The sequence below is a fragment of the Amycolatopsis sp. WAC 04182 genome (genome assembly GCF_003947465.1).
GTDB lineage: Bacteria > Actinomycetota > Actinomycetes > Mycobacteriales > Pseudonocardiaceae > Amycolatopsis.
This window is the reverse complement of record NZ_QHJJ01000004.1, coordinates 914,366-931,388: the sequence shown is the minus strand read 5'-3', so window position 1 is coordinate 931,388 and position 17,023 is coordinate 914,366. Positions and strand designations below refer to the sequence as shown.

Genomic DNA, 17,023 nt, shown 5'->3' with positions numbered 1-17,023 from the left:
GGCCACATGAGGCGAAGGCGCGTGCCCTCAAACGACCGATCGCGAGTATCACGACACCTTCGCCGCACCCCTCCAGAGCACCCGAATCGCCGCTCGGCGCGGTGAGTGTCAGGAAAGGGTCGTTCAGGACGAGAGCCGTCCTGAACGACCCTTTCCTGACATCTGAGGACGGGTTTCTTGACGGGACCTTGACATGCGCAGGTCGGCGGGCCTAATTTCGGCGGATCTCAATGGTCTGTCCGCATACCTTTGAAGTGGGTGCCCGATGGATGTCTCTGACAAGCAGGCCGCAGAACCCGCCGACGAAGACAGTGCCCGGCTCCACCAACTCGGCTACGCGCAGGAACTCCGGCGCACGATGTCGGCCTTCTCCAACTTCGCCGTCTCCTTCACGATCATCTCGATCCTCTCCGGCTGCCTGACCCTCTACGGGTTCGGCATGAAGACCGGTGGGCCCGCCGCGATGATCTGGGGCTGGCCGCTGGTCGGCCTCTTCGTCATCCTGGTCGGGCTGGGCATGGCCGAGGTCTGCTCCAGCTACCCGACCGCGGGCGGCCTCTACTACTGGGCGGCGAAGCTCGCCCCGCGCAACGGCGCGGCGTGGTCGTGGTTCACCGGCTGGTTCAACCTCATCGGGCAGATCGCCGTCACCGCGGGGATCGACTTCGGCGCGGCGCTGTTCCTCAACGCCTTCCTCGACCTGCAGTTCGGCTTCGAGGCGACGCCGGGCCACACGATCCTGCTGCTGGCGATCATCCTGGTGATCCACGGGCTGCTGAACACCTTCGGCGTCAAGATCGTCGCGCTGCTGAACAGCATCAGCGTGTGGTGGCATCTCGCGGGTGTGCTGGTCATCGTCGGGGTGCTGATCATCGTTCCCGAGAACCACCAGGACGCGTCGTTCGTCTTCGGCGAGTTCGTGAACAACACCGGCTGGGCCTCACCCGTCTACGTCTTCTTACTGGGTCTCCTGCTCGCGCAGTACACACTCACCGGCTACGACGCCTCGGCCCATATGACCGAGGAGACCAAGAACGCGGCGAAGGCCGGGCCGCGCGGGATCATCAACTCGATCCTCGTCTCCCTGGTCGCCGGCTGGATCCTGCTGATCGGCATCACCTTCGCCATCCAGGACTACGAGGGCGCCGTCGGCTCCGAAACCGGGGTGCCGCCCGCGCAGATCTTCATCGACGCGACCGGCGCGACTACCGGCAAGTTCCTGTTGCTGATCTGCATCGGCGCGCAGTTGTTCTGCGGGATGGCGTCGGTGACCGCGAACTCGCGGATGATCTACGCCTTCGCCCGCGACGGCGCGATCCCGGGTTCGAAGTTCTGGCACCGCATCAACAAGCGCACCCAGACGCCGACCAACGCGGTGTGGCTGGCCGCGGGCGGCGCGCTCCTGCTCGCCCTGCCGTACTTGTGGAGCGCGACCGCCTACGCCGCGGTGACCTCGATCGCCGTCGTCGGCCTGTACGTGGCCTACGTGATCCCGGTGTTCCTGCGGGTGCGCAAGGGCGACGATTTCGAACCCGGACCGTGGAACCTCGGCCGCTGGGGGAAGCTCATCGGGACCGTCGCGACGGTCTGGGTGTGCTTCATCTTCGTGCTGTTCATGCTCCCGCAGGGATCACCGATCACCATCGACAGTTTCAACTACACGCCTATCGCCTTCCTCGTCGTGCTCGGTGGTGCGGCGGTGTGGTGGTTCGCCTCGGCGCGCAAGTGGTTCACGGGTCCGAAGGTGCAGGGTTCCGAGGAAGAACTCGCCGCGGTGGAAAAGGAACTCAAGGAACTGGGGTAGCGGTCTCCTCCCGGGAGCGGCCGGCGCGGACTCCGGTCACCGCGGCCGCTCCCAACGCCCCGACCGCGGCGAAGGCGTAGAAACCCCACGGGTACGCGATTCCGGCGGTCAGCAGCGCACCGCCGAGGATCGGGCCGCTGATCGCGCCGACCCGGCCGACCCCCGCCGCCCAGCCGATTCCCGTGGCGCGCATGGCATCCGGGTACGTCTTGCCGATGTAGGCGTACACGAGCACCTGCGCGCTGAACACGAAACCGCCGGTGAGGAACACAGCCGCGTACAGGCCGGCCGCGGGCAGCTTCACGCTCAGCAAGGCGAGGAACAGCGCCGCCCCGAGGAACCAGAAGATCACCGCGGGCCGCACGCCGACCTTGTCCGCCACGCGGCCCGCGACGAGCAGGCCGACGACGCCGCCGAGGTTCAGCGTCAGCAGCAGCCCGAGCGCCGCGCCCAGCGGATACCCGGCCTGGCGCATGATCTCCGGCAGCCAGGTGTTGAGCCCGTAGACCAGCAGCAGCCCCATGAACGACGTCACCCAGAACGCGATGGTGGCGCGCAGGAGCCCGCCGCGGAACAGCCCGCCGACGACTTGGGTCGCCGAGTTCTCCTGCGTCTCCCGCGCCCGCTCGAAGGACTCGGATTCCGGCAGGTACTTGATCATCAGCGGCACGAGCACGAGCGCGGGCAGCGCGCCCGCGACGAACATCGCGCGCCAGCCGAGCGGCTGGATCAGCCAGATGCCGAGCAGGGCGGTGAGCACCGCGCCGACGTGATAGCCGGTCATCACCGTGGTGGTCGCGCTGCCGCCCTTCCCCTTGCGGGCGTACTCGGTGACCAGCGCGATCGCCGTCGGCAGACAACCGCCGAGGCCCAGCCCGGCGAGGAAGCGGAGCAGACCGAAGACGAACGCCGAGGGCGAGATCGCACAGAGCGCGGTGAACGCCGAGAAAGCGGTGACCGCGATGATCAGCGCCTTGCGGCGGCCGATGACGTCGGTGATCGTGCCGATCGCCATCGCGCCGATCATCATGCCGATCAGGCCGAACGTCGAGATCACCGACGCCGTGCCCGGCGTCAGGCCCCAGACGTGGTCACGGAGCAGCGCGGGCAGCACCGTGCCCAGGACGACCAGGTCGAATCCGTCGAGCAGTACCGCCGTCCAGGCGAGTGGGACCACCCACGAACGGGCCGCGGCAGGGGACATTGGGGACCTCCAGCTTGTTCGCTATGCGCACGAGTATGCACAATCCGAACGCTGTGAGCAAGGCCACTGGGCCCCTGAAAGTCATGAAAGGGGCGTTCAGGACGATGAATGTCCTGAACGCCCCTTCATGACCTGTGGGTTCAGCGCTTGACGAGGTCTCCGAGGACGCTCCAGGTGCGAAGCCGTTCTTCCGCACTCCGGATGCCGCTCTGTGTCGCGACGACCTCGGTCGCCCCGGCGTCGAAGTACCGCCGGATTTCGGCCGCGACGGTCTCCTCGTCTCCGGCGATCACCAGCTCACCGGCGGAATCCACGCCCTGGGCGTCGAAGATCGCACGGTAGGAGGGGATGTCGCGGAAGAACGCGTACTGCCGGTCGACCTGCGCCCGGACGGCGCCGGGATCGTCGGTCACGACGACCGGGACCATCGCGATGATCCGCGGCGCCGGGCGGCCGGCGGCGGCCTTGGTGATCTCCGGGACGATCAGCCCGGAAAGGGCCTTCGGTCCGGCGAGGAAGGGGATCGTGCCGTCGGCGAGTTCGCCGGTGACCCGCAGCGCCTGCCGTCCCATCGCCGCGACGATCACCGGGATGTCCGAAGACCCCGCGACGGACAGCGAAGCCGCGAAGCCCTTGGCGTGCGCCCGGACCGTCTCGCCGTGGAAATCGACTTCGCCGCCGTCGAGCACCTGCCGAAGGATCGTGAGGTACTCGCGAAGATGCTTGATCGGCGACGGGTACTCGATGCCGTACGCCGGTTCGAGCCAGTTCTTCGCGCCGGTCCCGAGTCCGAGGACGAACCGGCCCCCGGTCGCGGCCTGCGCCGTCTGCGCGAGACCGGTGATCAGCAAGGGATGTCGCGGGTAGATCGGCACGACGCCGGTCCCGACGGTGATCCCCGGGACGGCGCGGCCCGCGAGGGCGGCGACGGTGATCGCGTCGTGCTCCATCTGCTGGGAGAACCAGACGGACGTCAGGCCCGCGTCGGCGGCCTGCCGGGTCTGCGTGATGAGTTCGTCGACGATGTTGACGGCGTCCGCGGTGTCCCCGGACGGGAGTGCCACTCCGATGGTCATGTTCAACGCCAACGACGCTGACGAAAGGATATTTCGCTTTTCACGGACTGGGATCACGCGCGCGGTTCGCGGTGTTGCCCCACCCTGGGCGGCGTCCGAACCCCCGATCCTGGAGTGACCCGATGTCGCTGACCGATGTCATCGAAGGAACCAAGACCGCCGTCGACGCCGATCCGCGCAACGCCGCCGTCTCGTTCAGCGTCGCCAACGCGTTGAACCCCGGAACCGCGACGCAGGTCGACGTGCGGGTGCGCGACCACTCGTTCACCGTCGACGAGCCCGCCGCGCTCGGCGGCACCGACACCGCGGCGAACCCGGTCGAATACGCGCTCGCCGCGCTGGGCTCGTGCCAGGTGATCACCTACCAGTTCTGGGCGGCGAAGCTCGGCGTGCCGCTCGAAGGCGTGAAGGTGACCGTGGACGGCGACATCGACCTGCACGGGTTCTTCGGGTTCTCGGAGACTCGGCCCGGCTTCGGCGACGTGCGCGTTTCGGTCGAGCTGAGCGGGCCCGCGAGGACGGAGGTCTACGAGGACCTGAAGCGGCAGGTGGACGAGCACTGCCCCGTGCTGGACCTGTTCCGGAACCCGACGCCGGTGAAGACTTCGCTCGCCTGAGACGCCATGAAAGGTCCTTTCCTTGCAAAATTTGCAAGGAAAGGACCTTTCATGGCGCGCGTAAGGGGGTCAGACGAACTCGTGCCGCACGATCGTCTGCTCCCGGCCCGGACCGACGCCGATCGCCGAGATCCGCGCGCCCGAGAGTTCTTCGAGCCGCTCGACGTAGGCCCGCGCGTTGGCGGGCAGCTCCTCGAAGGTGCGGCAGCCCGAGATGTCCTCGAACCAGCCCGGCAACTCTTCGTAGATCGGCAGCGCGTGGTGCACGTCGGTCTGCGTCATCGGCATGTCGTATGTGCGGAACCCGTCGACCTCGTAGCCGACGCACACCGGCACCTTCTCCAGCCCGGACAGCACGTCCAGCTTGGTGAGGAAGTAGTCGGTGATGCCGTTGACCCGCACCGCGTAGCGCGCGATGACCGCGTCGAACCAGCCGGTGCGCCGCGAGCGGCCGGTGGTGACGCCGAACTCGCCGCCCTGTTTGCGCAGGTACTCGCCGGATTCGTCGTCCAGCTCGGTCGGGAACGGTCCGGAGCCGACACGCGTGGTGTAGGCCTTCAGGATGCCCAGCACGGTGTCGATCTTGCCGGGGCCGATGCCCGAACCCGCGCTCGCGCCACCGGAAGTCGGGTTCGACGACGTCACGAACGGGTAGGTGCCGTGGTCGACGTCGAGCAGGGTGCCCTGCGAGCCTTCGAGCAGCACGGTCTCGCCGCGTTCGAGGGCCTGGTTGAGCTGCAGGCGCGTGTCGGCGATGCGGTGCGCGAACTTCTCGCCCGCGGCCAGCACCTCGTCGGCGACCTGGTTCGCGTCCAGTGCCTTGCGGTTGTAGACCTTGACCAGCACCTGGTTCTTGAACTCCAGTGCCGACTCGACCTTCTGCCGGAAGATCTTCTCGTCGAGCAGGTCCTGCACGCGGACGCCCACGCGGGCGATCTTGTCCTGGTAGCAGGGGCCGATACCGCGGCCGGTGGTGCCGATCTTGCGGCTGCCGAGGTAACGCTCGGTGACCTTATCGATCGCCACGTGGTACGGCATGATCAAATGCGCGTCGGCGGAGATCAGCAGCTTGCTGGTGTCGACGTCGCGTTCCTCCAGCCCGGCGAGCTCGTCGAGCAGCACGCCCGGGTCGATGACGACACCGTTGCCGATGACGTTGGTGACGCCCGGCGTGAGGATCCCGGACGGGATGAGGTGGAGGGCGAAGTTCTGCCCGTCGGGAAGGACTACGGTGTGGCCCGCGTTGTTACCGCCTTGGTAACGCACGATCCACTGGACGCGGTCGCCGAGCAGGTCGGTGGCCTTGCCCTTGCCCTCGTCCCCCCATTGGGCCCCGATCAGCACGATGGCCGGCATGTGACACTCCAGGTGTTCGGCGACTTGTGGTTTGGCGCTGGTAAATGCCGGTGCATGAGCGTAACGGAGGGCCTTCGGGTGCGCGGAATAGTGGTGGTCTGTCCCGAGGGCGAGCCCACACTCCCGGAGATCGACGACGTCGAAATGGTGCACGTCCCGAGCCGCCCCGGCAAGGCGGATATCGACCCCTTGCTGGGGGAACACGATCACCTGGTGGTCGCGGGCACCGACGCGGACCTCGCGGCCGTCGCGCTGCGGCTGTTACGAAAAGAACAGCTCTCGGGCGTGTCGCTCGGTTTCGTGCCGTCGTCGCCGGACTCCGACGTCGCCCGTATCTGGAGCCTGCCGACGCAGCCGCTGCGTGCCCTCTCGCTCGCTCTGCGTGGCGAGGTCGATCCGGTGCCGCTGATCCGCGACGACACCGGCGGGGTGCTGGTCGGGCGTGGGACGATCGGGATGATCCGCGGGGTGGCCTACTGCGACGAGCACACCGTCCTGCGGGGGCCCGCGCGCTCGATCGAGGTCGAACCGGACACGAGCGGCCCCGGGCTGATGGTCCGGGTGACCAAGGGGACGCTGTTCAAGCGGCCTTCGACGCATTACGCGCGGGCGTTCCAGCTCGGCTGCATCCCGACCCGGCCGAGCCTCGACGGCGTCGCCCATCCGCGCGCGATGAGCCGGTGGACCTGGTACCGGCACACGGAGGACCTCCGGCTGGTCCGCGGGCTGGACTAGCCCGTGTCCTGCAAGTCATGTTCGCGGTCTTCGAACAGACTCCCAGGACACGGCCTAACCCGTTCGGCTCAGAACCTTCAGCTGGACTTTCCGAAGATTTTTCGGGCGCGGACACCCTGTCCGACCTGCTCGTGACACCCTCCGTTCACGAATAGCCAGCAGAGTGTCATCCGATGGTGTTGCGTGGGCCATATCCGTACCGCAAGGTGACCAGGTCCCCAAACCTGACACGGAGGCAGCAATATGCCAACTGCGCTTGCTGTTCGTCGCTCCTTCACCGTCCTCGCCGTCTCGGCGATCGTCTCGGCAGGCGTGGTCGGCGTCGCCGAAGCGACGCCCCCCGGCATCCCGTCGGCCGACACCGCCAAGACCCAGCTCGCCGCGCTGACCGTCAAGCCGGACGGTTCGTCGACCGGGTACAGCCGCGACAAGTTCCCGCACTGGTCCGACCAGGGCAACAGCTGCAACACGCGTGAGGTCGTGCTGAAGCGGGACGGCACGAACGTGCAGCAGGACAGCAGTTGCGCCGCCGTCTCCGGCAGCTGGTCCAGCCCGTACGACGGCGCCACCTGGACCGCGGCGTCCGATGTGGACATCGACCACGTCGTCCCGCTGGCCGCCGCGTGGCGCACCGGGGCGTCGTCGTGGACCACGTCGCAGCGGCAGGCGTTCGCGAACGACCTCAGCGCGCCGCAGCTGATCGCCGTCACCGACAACGTCAACCAGGAGAAGGGCGACAAGTCGCCGGACGCCTGGAAACCGCCGACCGTCGGCTACTGGTGCACCTACGCGAAGATGTGGACCACGGTGAAGTACAAGTACAAGCTCTCCATCAAGTCCGCGGAGAAGACCGCGCTGACGGACATGCTCAACCGCTGCTGAAACCCCTGAGTACATGAAGGCCCCCTTCCTTGCGCCTAGGTACATGAAGGGGGCCTTCACGTACTTTCAGTGCTGTCAAGCGGAAAGGTGGGACGTTTCGCGGGCTGGGAGCCGGGCTCAGTATGTGGGCGGGCCTCAAGGCCGTGATTAGCGTGAATCGGGTCAGCGCAAACGAAAGCGCGCCCCGTTCCCCGCTGGAGGCCATCCGGTGTCCCGTACCGCCGCCACTTCCTTACTCGCGCTCACCGCACTTTTCGCCACCGCCTGCTCGTCCGCGGGCGGTTCGACGGGTGCCGACGCCGGGCCGCCCCAACCCGGCGGCACGTTGCGCCTCGGGATCTCCTCGAGCCCGGACTGCGTCGACCCGCAACAGGTCGGCACCAACGCTTCGCTCAACGTCGGCCGCCAGCTGGTCGATTCGCTGACCGACCAGGATCCGGCCACCGGCGAGATCAAGCCGTGGCTGGCCGAAAAATGGGAGAGCAACGCGGATTCGACCGCGTTCACCTTCCATCTGCGCGACGGCGCGACCTTCTCCGACGGCAGCCCCGTCGACGCGGCCGCGGTCAAGACGAGCTTCGACGCGATCAAGGCCCTCGGCCCGAAATCGCAGCTCGGCTCGGGCTATCTGGCCGTCTACAAGGGAACGACGGTCGTCGATCCGAAGACGGTCAAGATCGAGTTCTCCGTTCCCAGCGCCCAGTTCCTGCAGGCCAGCTCGACGATGTCGCTCGGCGTCCTCGCGCCCGCCGCGTACCAGAAGACCGCCGATCAGCGCTGCCAGGGCGACGGCCTGATCGGCTCGGGCCCGTTCGTCTTCGAGAGCCTGAAGCAGAACCAGGAAATCGTCCTCGCCAAACGCAAGGGTTACACCTGGGGCTCGTCGCTGTTCAAGCATCAGGGCGAGGCGTACCTCGACAAGATCGCCTACAAGATCGTGCCGGAACCCGGCGTGCGCACCGGAAGTCTCGCTTCCGCGCAGCTCGACGCGATCACGGACGTCCAGCCGGTCGACGAACCGCAGTTCACCGGCAACGGTTTCACCGAGCCCACCCGACCGAACCCCGGCGTCGTGTTCAATCTGCACGCCAACGTCACCAAGGGCGTGCTCACCGACGAAAAGGTCCGCCAGGCGGTGGTCAAGGGCATCAACCGGCCCGAGGTCACGAACACCGTGCTGACGCCGAACTACAAGCCCGCCACCAGCATTCTCGGCTCGGCGACGCCGTTCTACACCGACCTTTCGCCCTTGCTCGCCTACGATCCGGCAGGCGCGACAGCGCTGCTCGAGAGCGCGGGCTGGCTTCCCGGCCCCGACGGGATCCGGACCAAGAACGGGCAGCGGCTGACCGCCAAGGTCGTCTTCTCCCTGGTGTTCAACCAGAACAAGAGTGTGCTCGAACTCGTGCAGCAGCAGTTGCGCAAGATCGGCTTCGACCTCCAGATCGAACAGCGCACGACCGCCGAGAGCGTGCAGATCACGCAGAGCGGGAACTACGAGTACCTCTGGTACAACACCACCCGCGCCGATCCGGACATCCTGCGCAACCTGTTCTCCACCAAGGCGAACAACCGCAGCAAGCTGCCCGCCGACAACCCGGTCGACGCGCCGCTCGACGCCCAGTCGTCCACTGTGGACCCGGCGAAGCGCAAGCCCGCCGCCGAGGAGGCGCAGCGCGCGATCATCGAGCACGGCTACTCGGCGCCGGTGTTCGAGCTGACCCAGGTGCTGGCGCACGGGCCGAACGCGCACGGCGTCGGGTTCGAGGCGTCGTCCCGGCTTCAGCTGTTCGACGCCTGGGTGTCCGGCTCGTGAGGCGGTACCTGCTCCGGCGAGTGCTGCAGGCGGTTTTCGTCCTGTGGGCCGCTTTCACCGTCTCCTTCGTGATCCTCTACCTCCTGCCGGGTGACGCGGTCAGCGCGAAACTCGGCGGAGGCGAGGCCGGTCTTTCGGTCACGCCGGAACAACTGGCCGCCGCGAAGGCGGAGTACGGACTCGACGATCCGTTGCCACTACAGTACGGAAAGCGGCTGCTCGCGGCGGTCCAGGGCGACTTCGGCCGCTCGATCGCCACCGGGGACGACGCCACGGACATGGTCGTCTCGGCGCTGCCCCCGACGCTCGCGGTGACCGGATTCGCGCTGGTACTGGCGATCCTGTTCGGCGGCGGGATCGCGATCGCCGGCACCGTCACGCGGCATCGTTGGCTCGGCAATCTCCTGCTCGCGTTGCCGCCGCTGGGGATCTCGCTGCCGCCGTTCTGGGTCGGGCTGCTGCTCATCCAGTTCTTTTCCTTCCAGCTCAAGCTGCTGCCCGCATTGGGTTCGAACGGCTTCGAGTCGCTGATCCTGCCCGCGATCACCCTCGCCATCCCGACCGGCGCGATCATCGGGCAGGTACTGGCGAAAAGCCTCCGCACACAACTCGCCGAGCCCTACGCCGAGATCGCGCTGGCAAAAGGGGCGAGCAGGTCGCGAGTCCACTTCGGACACCTCCTGCGCAACGCGGCGGTGCCGACGCTGACCATCGCCGGAGTGGTCGCCGGAAACCTGATCGCGGGTTCGGTGATCACCGAGACGGTGTTCTCCCGTGACGGCCTCGGGCGCGTGACGTCGTCGGCGGTCACCGCGCAGGACATCCCCGTGGTGCAGGCGGTGATCGTGCTCGCCGCGCTGGCGTTCGTGGTCGTCAACCTGCTCGTCGACCTCCTCTATCCCCTGCTGGACCCGCGGATCCGACACCGGGAGACGGCCGATGCCTGACGTCCTCGTGCACACCAGGCGACCGGGCCTGCTCGTCGCGATCGCCGTGCTGGCGTTCGCTCTGCTGGCCGCGCTCGTCCCGGACCTCTTCACCGGGCAGGACCCGCTCGCCGGCGTCCCCGCGGAGAAGATGCAGGGGCCGTCGCCCGGGCATCTCTTCGGCACCGACGAAACCGGGCGGGACATCTTCGCGCGGGTGGTGCACGGTGCCGCGCTTTCGTTGCAGGCGACCGTGATCGCCGTCGTCGTCGCACTGGTCGCCGGTTCCGCGCTCGGTCTGCTCGCCGGGTTCCGGGGCGGTGCCCTCGATTCGGCGATCATGCGCTGCGTCGACGTCCTGCTGGCGATCCCGTCCATCCTGCTGTCGCTGGCACTGGTCACCGCGCTCGGTTTCGGCACGACCAACGTCGCGATCGCCGTCGGGGTCGCGAATCTCGCGCAGTTCGCCCGGCTGATGCGGGCCGAGGTGCTGCGTGTCCGCAGTGGCGTGTTCGTCGAGGCCGCCCGCGCCGGAGGCGTGCGGTGGACCGGGGTACTCGGACGGCATGTGCTGCCCAACGCGCTCGGCCCAGTGCTGGCGCTCGCGACGCTCACCTTCGGCACCGCCGTGCTGGAAGTGTCCGCGCTGAGCTTCCTCGGCTACGGCGCCACCCCGCCGACCCCGGAATGGGGCTCGCTGGTGGCAGGCGGCCGCGGTTTCCTCGCCACCGCCTGGTGGATGACGACCTTCCCCGGACTCACCGTCGCGGCCGTGGTGCTGTCCGCGAACCGGCTGTCCAGAGCGATCGAAGGAGACGTGCGGTGAGCGCACTGCTGACCATCCGCGATCTCGCGGTTTCCTACAAATCCGTGCCCGCCGTGGACGGCGTCGACCTGTCCATCCACAAAGGACAGATCGTCGCGGTGGTCGGCGAGTCCGGCTCGGGCAAGAGCACGACGGCGCACGCGGCGATCGGGCTGCTGCCACGCGGCGGGCGGATCGATCGCGGCGAAATCACCTTCGACGGCCGCGACCTCACGAAACTCTCCGACCGCGCCTGGCGTTCGGTGCGCGGCCGCGAGATCGCGCTGGTCCCCCAGGATCCGACGGTGTCGCTCAACCCCGTGCACCGGATCGGCGATCAGGTCGCGGAGGTGCTGCTGATCCACGGTCTGGCGGACAAGCGCACCGCCGGCGCGGAGGCGGTGGAACTGCTGCGCAAGGCCGGAATCGCCGACCCGGAGGCGCGGGCACGGCAGTACCCGCACGAGTTGTCCGGCGGGCTGCGTCAGCGCGCGCTGATCGCCGCCGCACTGGCCGGACGCCCGAAACTCGTCATCGCCGACGAGCCGACGAGCGCGCTCGACGTCACCGTGCAACGGCAGATCCTCGACCATCTCGAAGAACTCGCCGCCGACGCGGGCACCGCCATCCTGCTGATCACCCACGACCTCGGCGTCGCGTCCGACCGGGCGTCGCGGATCGTGGTGCTGTCCCAGGGGAAAGTGGTCGAGGAAGGAACGACCGGTGAGATCCTCGCCGCGCCCACCCAGAAGTACACGCGGGATCTGCTCGCCGCCGCACCGAGCCTGTCCGACACGCCGTTGCGGGAGCCGAAGCCGCCGTCGTCCGACGTCCTGGTCTCGGTCCGCGGCCTCGGCAAGACCTTCGGGACCGTCCGCGCCGTGGACGGCGTTTCGTTCGACATCGCCCGCGGCCGGACGCTCGCGCTGGTCGGTGAGTCCGGTTCGGGCAAGTCGACCACCGCGCGGATGATCCTGCGGCTGGAGACGCCGACCGACGGCGTCGTCGAGTTCGACGGCGAGGACATCACCTCGCTGCGCGGTGAAGAGCTGCGACGGCTGCGGCGCCGGTTCCAGCTCGTGTACCAGAACCCGTACGCGTCGCTGAATCCGAAGTTCAGCATCGAGGACGTCATCTCCGAGCCGCTGCGGGCCTTCGGCGTCGGCACCAAGGCCGAACGGCGGGCGCGGGCGGCGGAGCTGGTCGACCAGGTCGCGCTGCCGTCTTCGGTGCTGAAGCGCAAACCCGCCGAACTGTCCGGCGGGCAACGGCAACGGGCGGCCATCGCGCGGGCGCTCGCGCTGCGCCCGGAGCTGATCGTCGCCGACGAACCCGTGTCCGCGCTGGACGTCTCGGTGCAGGCGCAGATCCTGCGGCTGCTCGCCGACCTTCAGGACGAACTCGGCCTGACGTACCTGTTCATCTCGCACGATCTCGCCGTGGTCCGGCAGATCGCGGACACCGTCGGCGTGCTGCGTGGCGGCGAACTCGTCGAACTCGGCCCCGCCCAGGACGTCCTCGAACGGCCGGGCGCGGACTACACCCGGGAACTGCTCGCCGCCATCCCCGGCCGGAAACCGTTGGAGACCCGATGAAATTCGCGCTCTTCTCGCTCGTCGCCAACCATCCCGACCCGGCGACCGGGGTGACACCGACCCAGCACGAGCGCCTGCGCCGCGTCGTCGACGAAGCGATCTTCGCCGAGGAGCTGGGCTTCGACGCGTACGGCGTCGGCGAACGGCACGGTGAGCCGTTCCTGTCCTCGGCTCCGCCGGTGATCCTGGCCGCGGTGGCCGAACGCACCCGGCGCGTCCGGCTGCTGACCACGCTGACCGTGATCAGCGTGCTGGACCCGGTCCGCGTCGCCGAGGATTACGCGACGCTCGACCAGCTTTCCGGTGGACGGCTGGAACTCATGATCGGGAAGGGCAACGATCCCCGGCACTTCCCGCTGTTCGGCCTCGAAGAGGACCGGCAGTGGGAGTACCAGGCGGAGAAGTTCGCCCTGCTGCGAAGGCTGTTCCTGGAGGAGGGTGTGACGTGGGACGGCGAGTTCCGCACACCGCTGACCGACGTCACGACGCAACCGCGGCCGTTCCACGCGCGGCCGCGGATCTGGCACGGGAGCGCGTCGAGCACCGAGTCGACCGAGCTGGCGGCGAAGTTCGGCGACCCGCTGTTCACCGCGAACGGCTTCCATCCCAAGAAGAAGTACGCCGACCTGATCGACCACTACCGGTGGCGGTGGACGGAGTACGGCCACGACCCGGCGGACGCGCTCGTCGGTTCGGGCGCGGGCGGGCTGTACGTCGCCAAGACCTCGCAGGAGGCGCTGGACGGCTACCGGCCGTACTTCGAGGCGCTGATGAAGACGCCCGCGTATCAGCACAACAAGTCCGAGTTCACCACCTTGGAGGACAAGATCGCCAACGGTTCCGCGCTGGTCGGGAGCCCGGAGCAGGTGATCGACAAGATCGGCGACTACCACGCGTCCTTCGGGCACGAGGTGCAGGCGGTGTCGGTCGACGGTCTGGAATCCGGGGAGGCACGGGAAGTCCTGGAGCTCTTCGCCGCCGACGTCGTCCCGATCGTGCGGAAGGAACTGCCCTCGCGGGTCTGGGAAAGCTAGTACGTTCGGAAAGGTGCGCATCCTCTTCACGTGCCGCCCCGCCTATGGCCACCTTTACCCGCTGATGCCGCTCGCACTCGCCGCCCGCGGCGCCGGGCACGAGGTGCTCTTCGGGACCGGCGAGGCCTTCCTGGACAAGGTCCGCGCGCTGGGTTTCGAAGCGCACAAGGTCGGGATCTCGATCCAGGAAGGCGTCGACCAGGCCGAGGGCGACGCGCTGGAGACCATCCTGACCGCCTTCGCCGAGATCCTGCCGAGCGCCACGATCGCCGATCTGACCCCGCTGATCCCCGTGCTCCGCCCGGATCTGGTCGTCTACGAGATGAGCGACATCGGCGCGGCCGCCGTCGCCCGCCGCGCCGGGATCGCGGTGGTGTCCCACGTGATCGGCCGGTCGATGCCCGCCGAGCTGATGACCGCCGCCGCGGACCGGTTCGCCCCGGTCTGGGACGGGAAGCCGCCGGCCAACCTGATGCTCGGCGACGCCGGGATCGACGTATGGCCGGATATCGTCCGCGACCCGGAAGTGAGCGCCCTGCCGACGGTCTTCCGGCTCCGGCCCGTGCCGTGGAACGAACCGGGCCCGGTGCCGTCGTGGCTCGACGGACGCGACCGCCCCCTTGTCTACCTGACGCTGGGCACCGTCGCCTTCGGCGCCACCGGCACGCTGCGCGCCGCCATCGACGGGCTCGCCCGGCTGCCGGTGGACGTCCTGGTCGCCCGTGGCCCTGGCGACCCGGGCGAGTTCGGCGAGATGCCGCCGAACGTCCACGTCACCGGGTTCGTGCCGCAGTCCGAAATCCTTCCGCGCGCGGACCTCGTGGTCCACCACGGCGGCACCGGGACCGTGCTCGGCGCGCTCTCGGCGGGACTGCCGCAACTGGTTCTCCCCCAGGGCGCGGACCAGTTCGTCAACGCCGAAGTGCTGGAGACGGCCAACGCCGGGCGGGCGCTGACCGGGGACCGGATCACCGCGGACGCCGTCGAGGAGAGGGCCAAGACCCTCCTCGACGACGCCCGCGTGCGCGAGGTGGCGGCGAGGGCTCGTCACGAGATCGCCGCCATGCCCGCGCCGTCGGAGGTCGTCGGGCGGCTGGAGGAGTTCGCCGCACACGCGTGATCGAAGGCGGATCTCGCGTGCTTGGAGGCGTAACTCGCGTGATCAGACGGCGCACACGTGAGTTACGCCTCCAAGCACGCAAGTCACGCCTCCGCGACCAGCCGCAGGATCTCCCGCGCGACGACGTCGTTCTGCCGGAACGGGAGCGCGTTCGTCCGCGGCCGGGTGAACGCCCCGGCCGACCGCGCGGACGTATGCGGCCCGAGCGCGAACCGACGGGGATGCGGACGGCCCTCGCGGTCGAGCATCCGGCCGTCGGAGACACGGGTGTGGATACGCCCGGCGAGGAGCCTCTCGCCGGTCACCGGGTCGAGCACGGTCTCCTCGCCGAGCGCGCCGCCGGCGTGCAACCGGCGCAAAAGGACGTCGGAAGCCCTGGTGACGCTCGGTTCGGGCAGCCTCGCCTCGACGAGCGTCCGCGCCTCGGTCTCGCCGGGGAAACTCGCGCCGGAAGCGACGAAGGCCCGGCGTTCCTCGTCCGCCGACACCCGCATTTCGGCGCCCAGGAAGGAAACGAGGCCTGCTTCCTGGAGCGCGAGCAGTTCTTCGAGCCGACGCGGAGGCGGACCGCTGGCGAAATAGGAGAAGAAGCCGAGGAACCAGCCGTCCAAATCGGACAGTTGAGAGACCGCGTCGAGACGTCCGGTCTGCACCAGCGCGGGAAGCTGGCCCATCACGGACAACAGGGCCGTGAACGCCCCGAGATCCGCGCTGTACTCGGGGTCCGCCCGCCTGCTCAAGTCCGCTTCGACGTACTCGCGCAATTCCTTGCCGTACTCCTCGGCGGTGCCGAAATCCTTGCCCGCCATGGGCCGGTCGAGACGATCCAGGTCCAGCCGGTCGTCCGGCGCCGGGACCGCGCGCGCCACCAGCGCGTCGAGCTCGCCGGGCGCGGCGTCCGCGAAAGCGTCGGCGAAGACGGCGAAATCCATGCGCACCCGCTCGGGATGAGCGGTGAACAGTTCGCTGTAGTAGGCCCACGCGATCTCCTTCGAGATCAGCGGCCAGACGTCGCGGCGGAAATCGATCCGCCCTGGTGCCGCGCACAGATTCCCGATGGCGTGGGCGTTGAAGAACTTGGGCAACCGCAAGGGTTTTCCGCGAAGCCGATAGCCGATCTTCGCGTGATACGGGACGCCGCGCCGCGAACCGACGTGCAACACGGGCTCGGCACCGCTGGGGTGGTACTTCAGTCCGCCGCACGCCTGTTCTTCGAAACGGCCACCGCGGCCTTCGGTCAGCAGCAGCATCAGATCGACGAACGCGAGACCGAATCCGCGCACCAGCACGGTTTCCCCCGGCCCGATCGCCGAATAGTCGACGTCGGCGGTGTAGCCGGCCGGATAGTAGGCGAGGTCGTGGCGGGCGGCGAAGTCCGCGAGCGCGGCTTCCCGTTCGTCCGGTTCGGCGTCGAGATGCCCGACGGTGAACAGGACCGCGTCCACCGCAAGGGGTTCCGTGCGGCCTTCCAGCCAGAGCGACTGCGGCTCGCCGTCTTCGAGCCGCACCGCGCGGGTCCGGTGCTCGACGACCTCGATCCCGGACGGGAGTTCGGCGCGCACCTTGCGGTGGAACCAGGCGAGATACGCGCTCTGCAACCGTCGCGTCGGGAAGTGATCGCTTTGCAGTGCCTCGAGTTCGGCGTGCAGGCTGTCGTCGATTCCGGTGTCGAGCCCGCCCGAGCGGACCAGCCGCGCCCACTCGATCAGGGACGGGCCCGGCCTGACCGGACCGTCGATGCGCACGGTGTCGTCGGTGAACACCGTGACGTCCTCGGGCATGGAGTTCATCCGCAGCAACGGCGACTGCTCGTAGCGCCAGACCCGCCCCGCCCCCGCGGGAAAGGGATCGACGAGATGCACCACCAGCCGCCGCCCGCCGAGCAGCTCGGCGGCGTTGGCGCCGAGCCGTTCGAGCACGCCCACCCCACGTGGACCGGCGCCGACCACCGCGAGCACGTAGGGCAGGTCTGCGGTACTCACGAAGCCGAAGCTACGCCGGGATTCCGGGCGGCGTGCGGGTTCTCAAGGAGCGGAACCCGTTGCCACGGCGA

The 17,023-nt window shown here is 68.6% G+C and carries 14 protein-coding genes; 10 read left to right on the top strand and 4 right to left on the bottom strand.

Going from position 1 to position 17,023, the window contains the following annotated elements; genetic code table 11:
• Positions 1–265 precede the first annotated feature (265 nt).
• Positions 266–1,804, top strand: coding sequence for an amino acid permease (locus DMH01_RS24715; protein WP_125679594.1), 1,539 nt, complete (start codon positions 266–268; stop codon positions 1,802–1,804).
• On the opposite strand, the gene DMH01_RS24710 is transcribed toward DMH01_RS24715, so the two are convergent.
• A complete protein-coding gene (locus tag DMH01_RS24710; RefSeq protein WP_125679593.1) occupies positions 1,788–3,008 on the bottom strand; it encodes an aromatic acid/H+ symport family MFS transporter in 1,221 nt (406 codons plus the stop codon). The genes DMH01_RS24715 and DMH01_RS24710 overlap by 17 nt on opposite strands.
• A gap of 140 nt (positions 3,009–3,148) precedes the next feature.
• Entirely contained in the window at positions 3,149–4,084 is a 936-nt protein-coding gene (locus DMH01_RS24705; protein WP_125679592.1) for an LLM class F420-dependent oxidoreductase, read from the bottom strand.
• 122 nt (positions 4,085–4,206) lie between these two features.
• Here DMH01_RS24705 and DMH01_RS24700 point away from each other — a divergent pair, with 122 nt between their 5' ends.
• The gene (locus DMH01_RS24700; RefSeq protein ID WP_125679591.1) at positions 4,207–4,701 is read left to right on the top strand and encodes an OsmC family protein; all 495 of its coding nucleotides are present in this window, start codon (positions 4,207–4,209) and stop codon (positions 4,699–4,701) included.
• 69 nt (positions 4,702–4,770) lie between these two features.
• Here the strand turns inward: DMH01_RS24700 and DMH01_RS24695 are convergent, their stop codons facing one another.
• Positions 4,771–6,057, bottom strand: coding sequence for an adenylosuccinate synthase (locus tag DMH01_RS24695; protein ID WP_016338079.1), 1,287 nt, complete (start codon positions 6,055–6,057; stop codon positions 4,771–4,773).
• A 54-nt stretch (positions 6,058–6,111) separates the two neighbouring features.
• Between DMH01_RS24695 and DMH01_RS24690 the strand changes: the two genes are divergently transcribed.
• The 8 genes from DMH01_RS24690 (at position 6,112) to DMH01_RS24655 (ending at position 14,970) form a co-directional block, all read left to right on the top strand.
• Positions 6,112–6,792 carry a hypothetical protein gene (locus tag DMH01_RS24690; protein ID WP_233621653.1) on the top strand — a complete coding sequence of 227 codons (681 nt, stop codon included), beginning with the start codon at positions 6,112–6,114 and terminating at the stop codon, positions 6,790–6,792.
• Between the two features lie 243 nt (positions 6,793–7,035).
• Positions 7,036–7,674, top strand: coding sequence for a DUF1524 domain-containing protein (locus DMH01_RS24685; protein ID WP_125679590.1), 639 nt, complete (start codon positions 7,036–7,038; stop codon positions 7,672–7,674).
• Between the two features lie 208 nt (positions 7,675–7,882).
• Positions 7,883–9,490 (top strand): ABC transporter substrate-binding protein, encoded by a 1,608-nt coding sequence (locus DMH01_RS24680; protein ID WP_125679589.1) that lies wholly within the window; start codon positions 7,883–7,885, stop codon positions 9,488–9,490.
• Positions 9,487–10,437 carry an ABC transporter permease gene (locus tag DMH01_RS24675; RefSeq protein WP_125679588.1) on the top strand — a complete coding sequence of 317 codons (951 nt, stop codon included), beginning with the start codon at positions 9,487–9,489 and terminating at the stop codon, positions 10,435–10,437. The genes DMH01_RS24680 and DMH01_RS24675 overlap by 4 nt, the downstream gene beginning before the upstream one ends.
• Positions 10,430–11,242 (top strand): ABC transporter permease, encoded by an 813-nt coding sequence (locus DMH01_RS24670; protein ID WP_125679587.1) that lies wholly within the window; start codon positions 10,430–10,432, stop codon positions 11,240–11,242. Before DMH01_RS24675 ends, DMH01_RS24670 begins: the two co-directional genes overlap by 8 nt.
• Positions 11,239–12,816: an ABC transporter ATP-binding protein gene (locus DMH01_RS24665; protein ID WP_125679586.1), complete on the top strand. Its 1,578-nt coding sequence runs from the start codon at positions 11,239–11,241 to the stop codon at positions 12,814–12,816. Before DMH01_RS24670 ends, DMH01_RS24665 begins: the two co-directional genes overlap by 4 nt.
• The gene (locus tag DMH01_RS24660; protein ID WP_125679585.1) at positions 12,813–13,850 is read left to right on the top strand and encodes an LLM class flavin-dependent oxidoreductase; all 1,038 of its coding nucleotides are present in this window, start codon (positions 12,813–12,815) and stop codon (positions 13,848–13,850) included. The genes DMH01_RS24665 and DMH01_RS24660 overlap by 4 nt, the downstream gene beginning before the upstream one ends.
• A 13-nt stretch (positions 13,851–13,863) precedes the next feature.
• A complete protein-coding gene (locus tag DMH01_RS24655) occupies positions 13,864–14,970 on the top strand; it encodes a glycosyltransferase (protein WP_125679584.1) in 1,107 nt (368 codons plus the stop codon).
• Between the two features lie 83 nt (positions 14,971–15,053).
• Here DMH01_RS24655 and DMH01_RS24650 read toward each other — a convergent pair whose 3' ends face one another.
• Positions 15,054–16,952 (bottom strand): FAD/NAD(P)-binding domain-containing protein, encoded by a 1,899-nt coding sequence (locus tag DMH01_RS24650; protein WP_125679583.1) that lies wholly within the window; start codon positions 16,950–16,952, stop codon positions 15,054–15,056.
• Between the last annotated feature and the right edge of the window lie 71 nt (positions 16,953–17,023).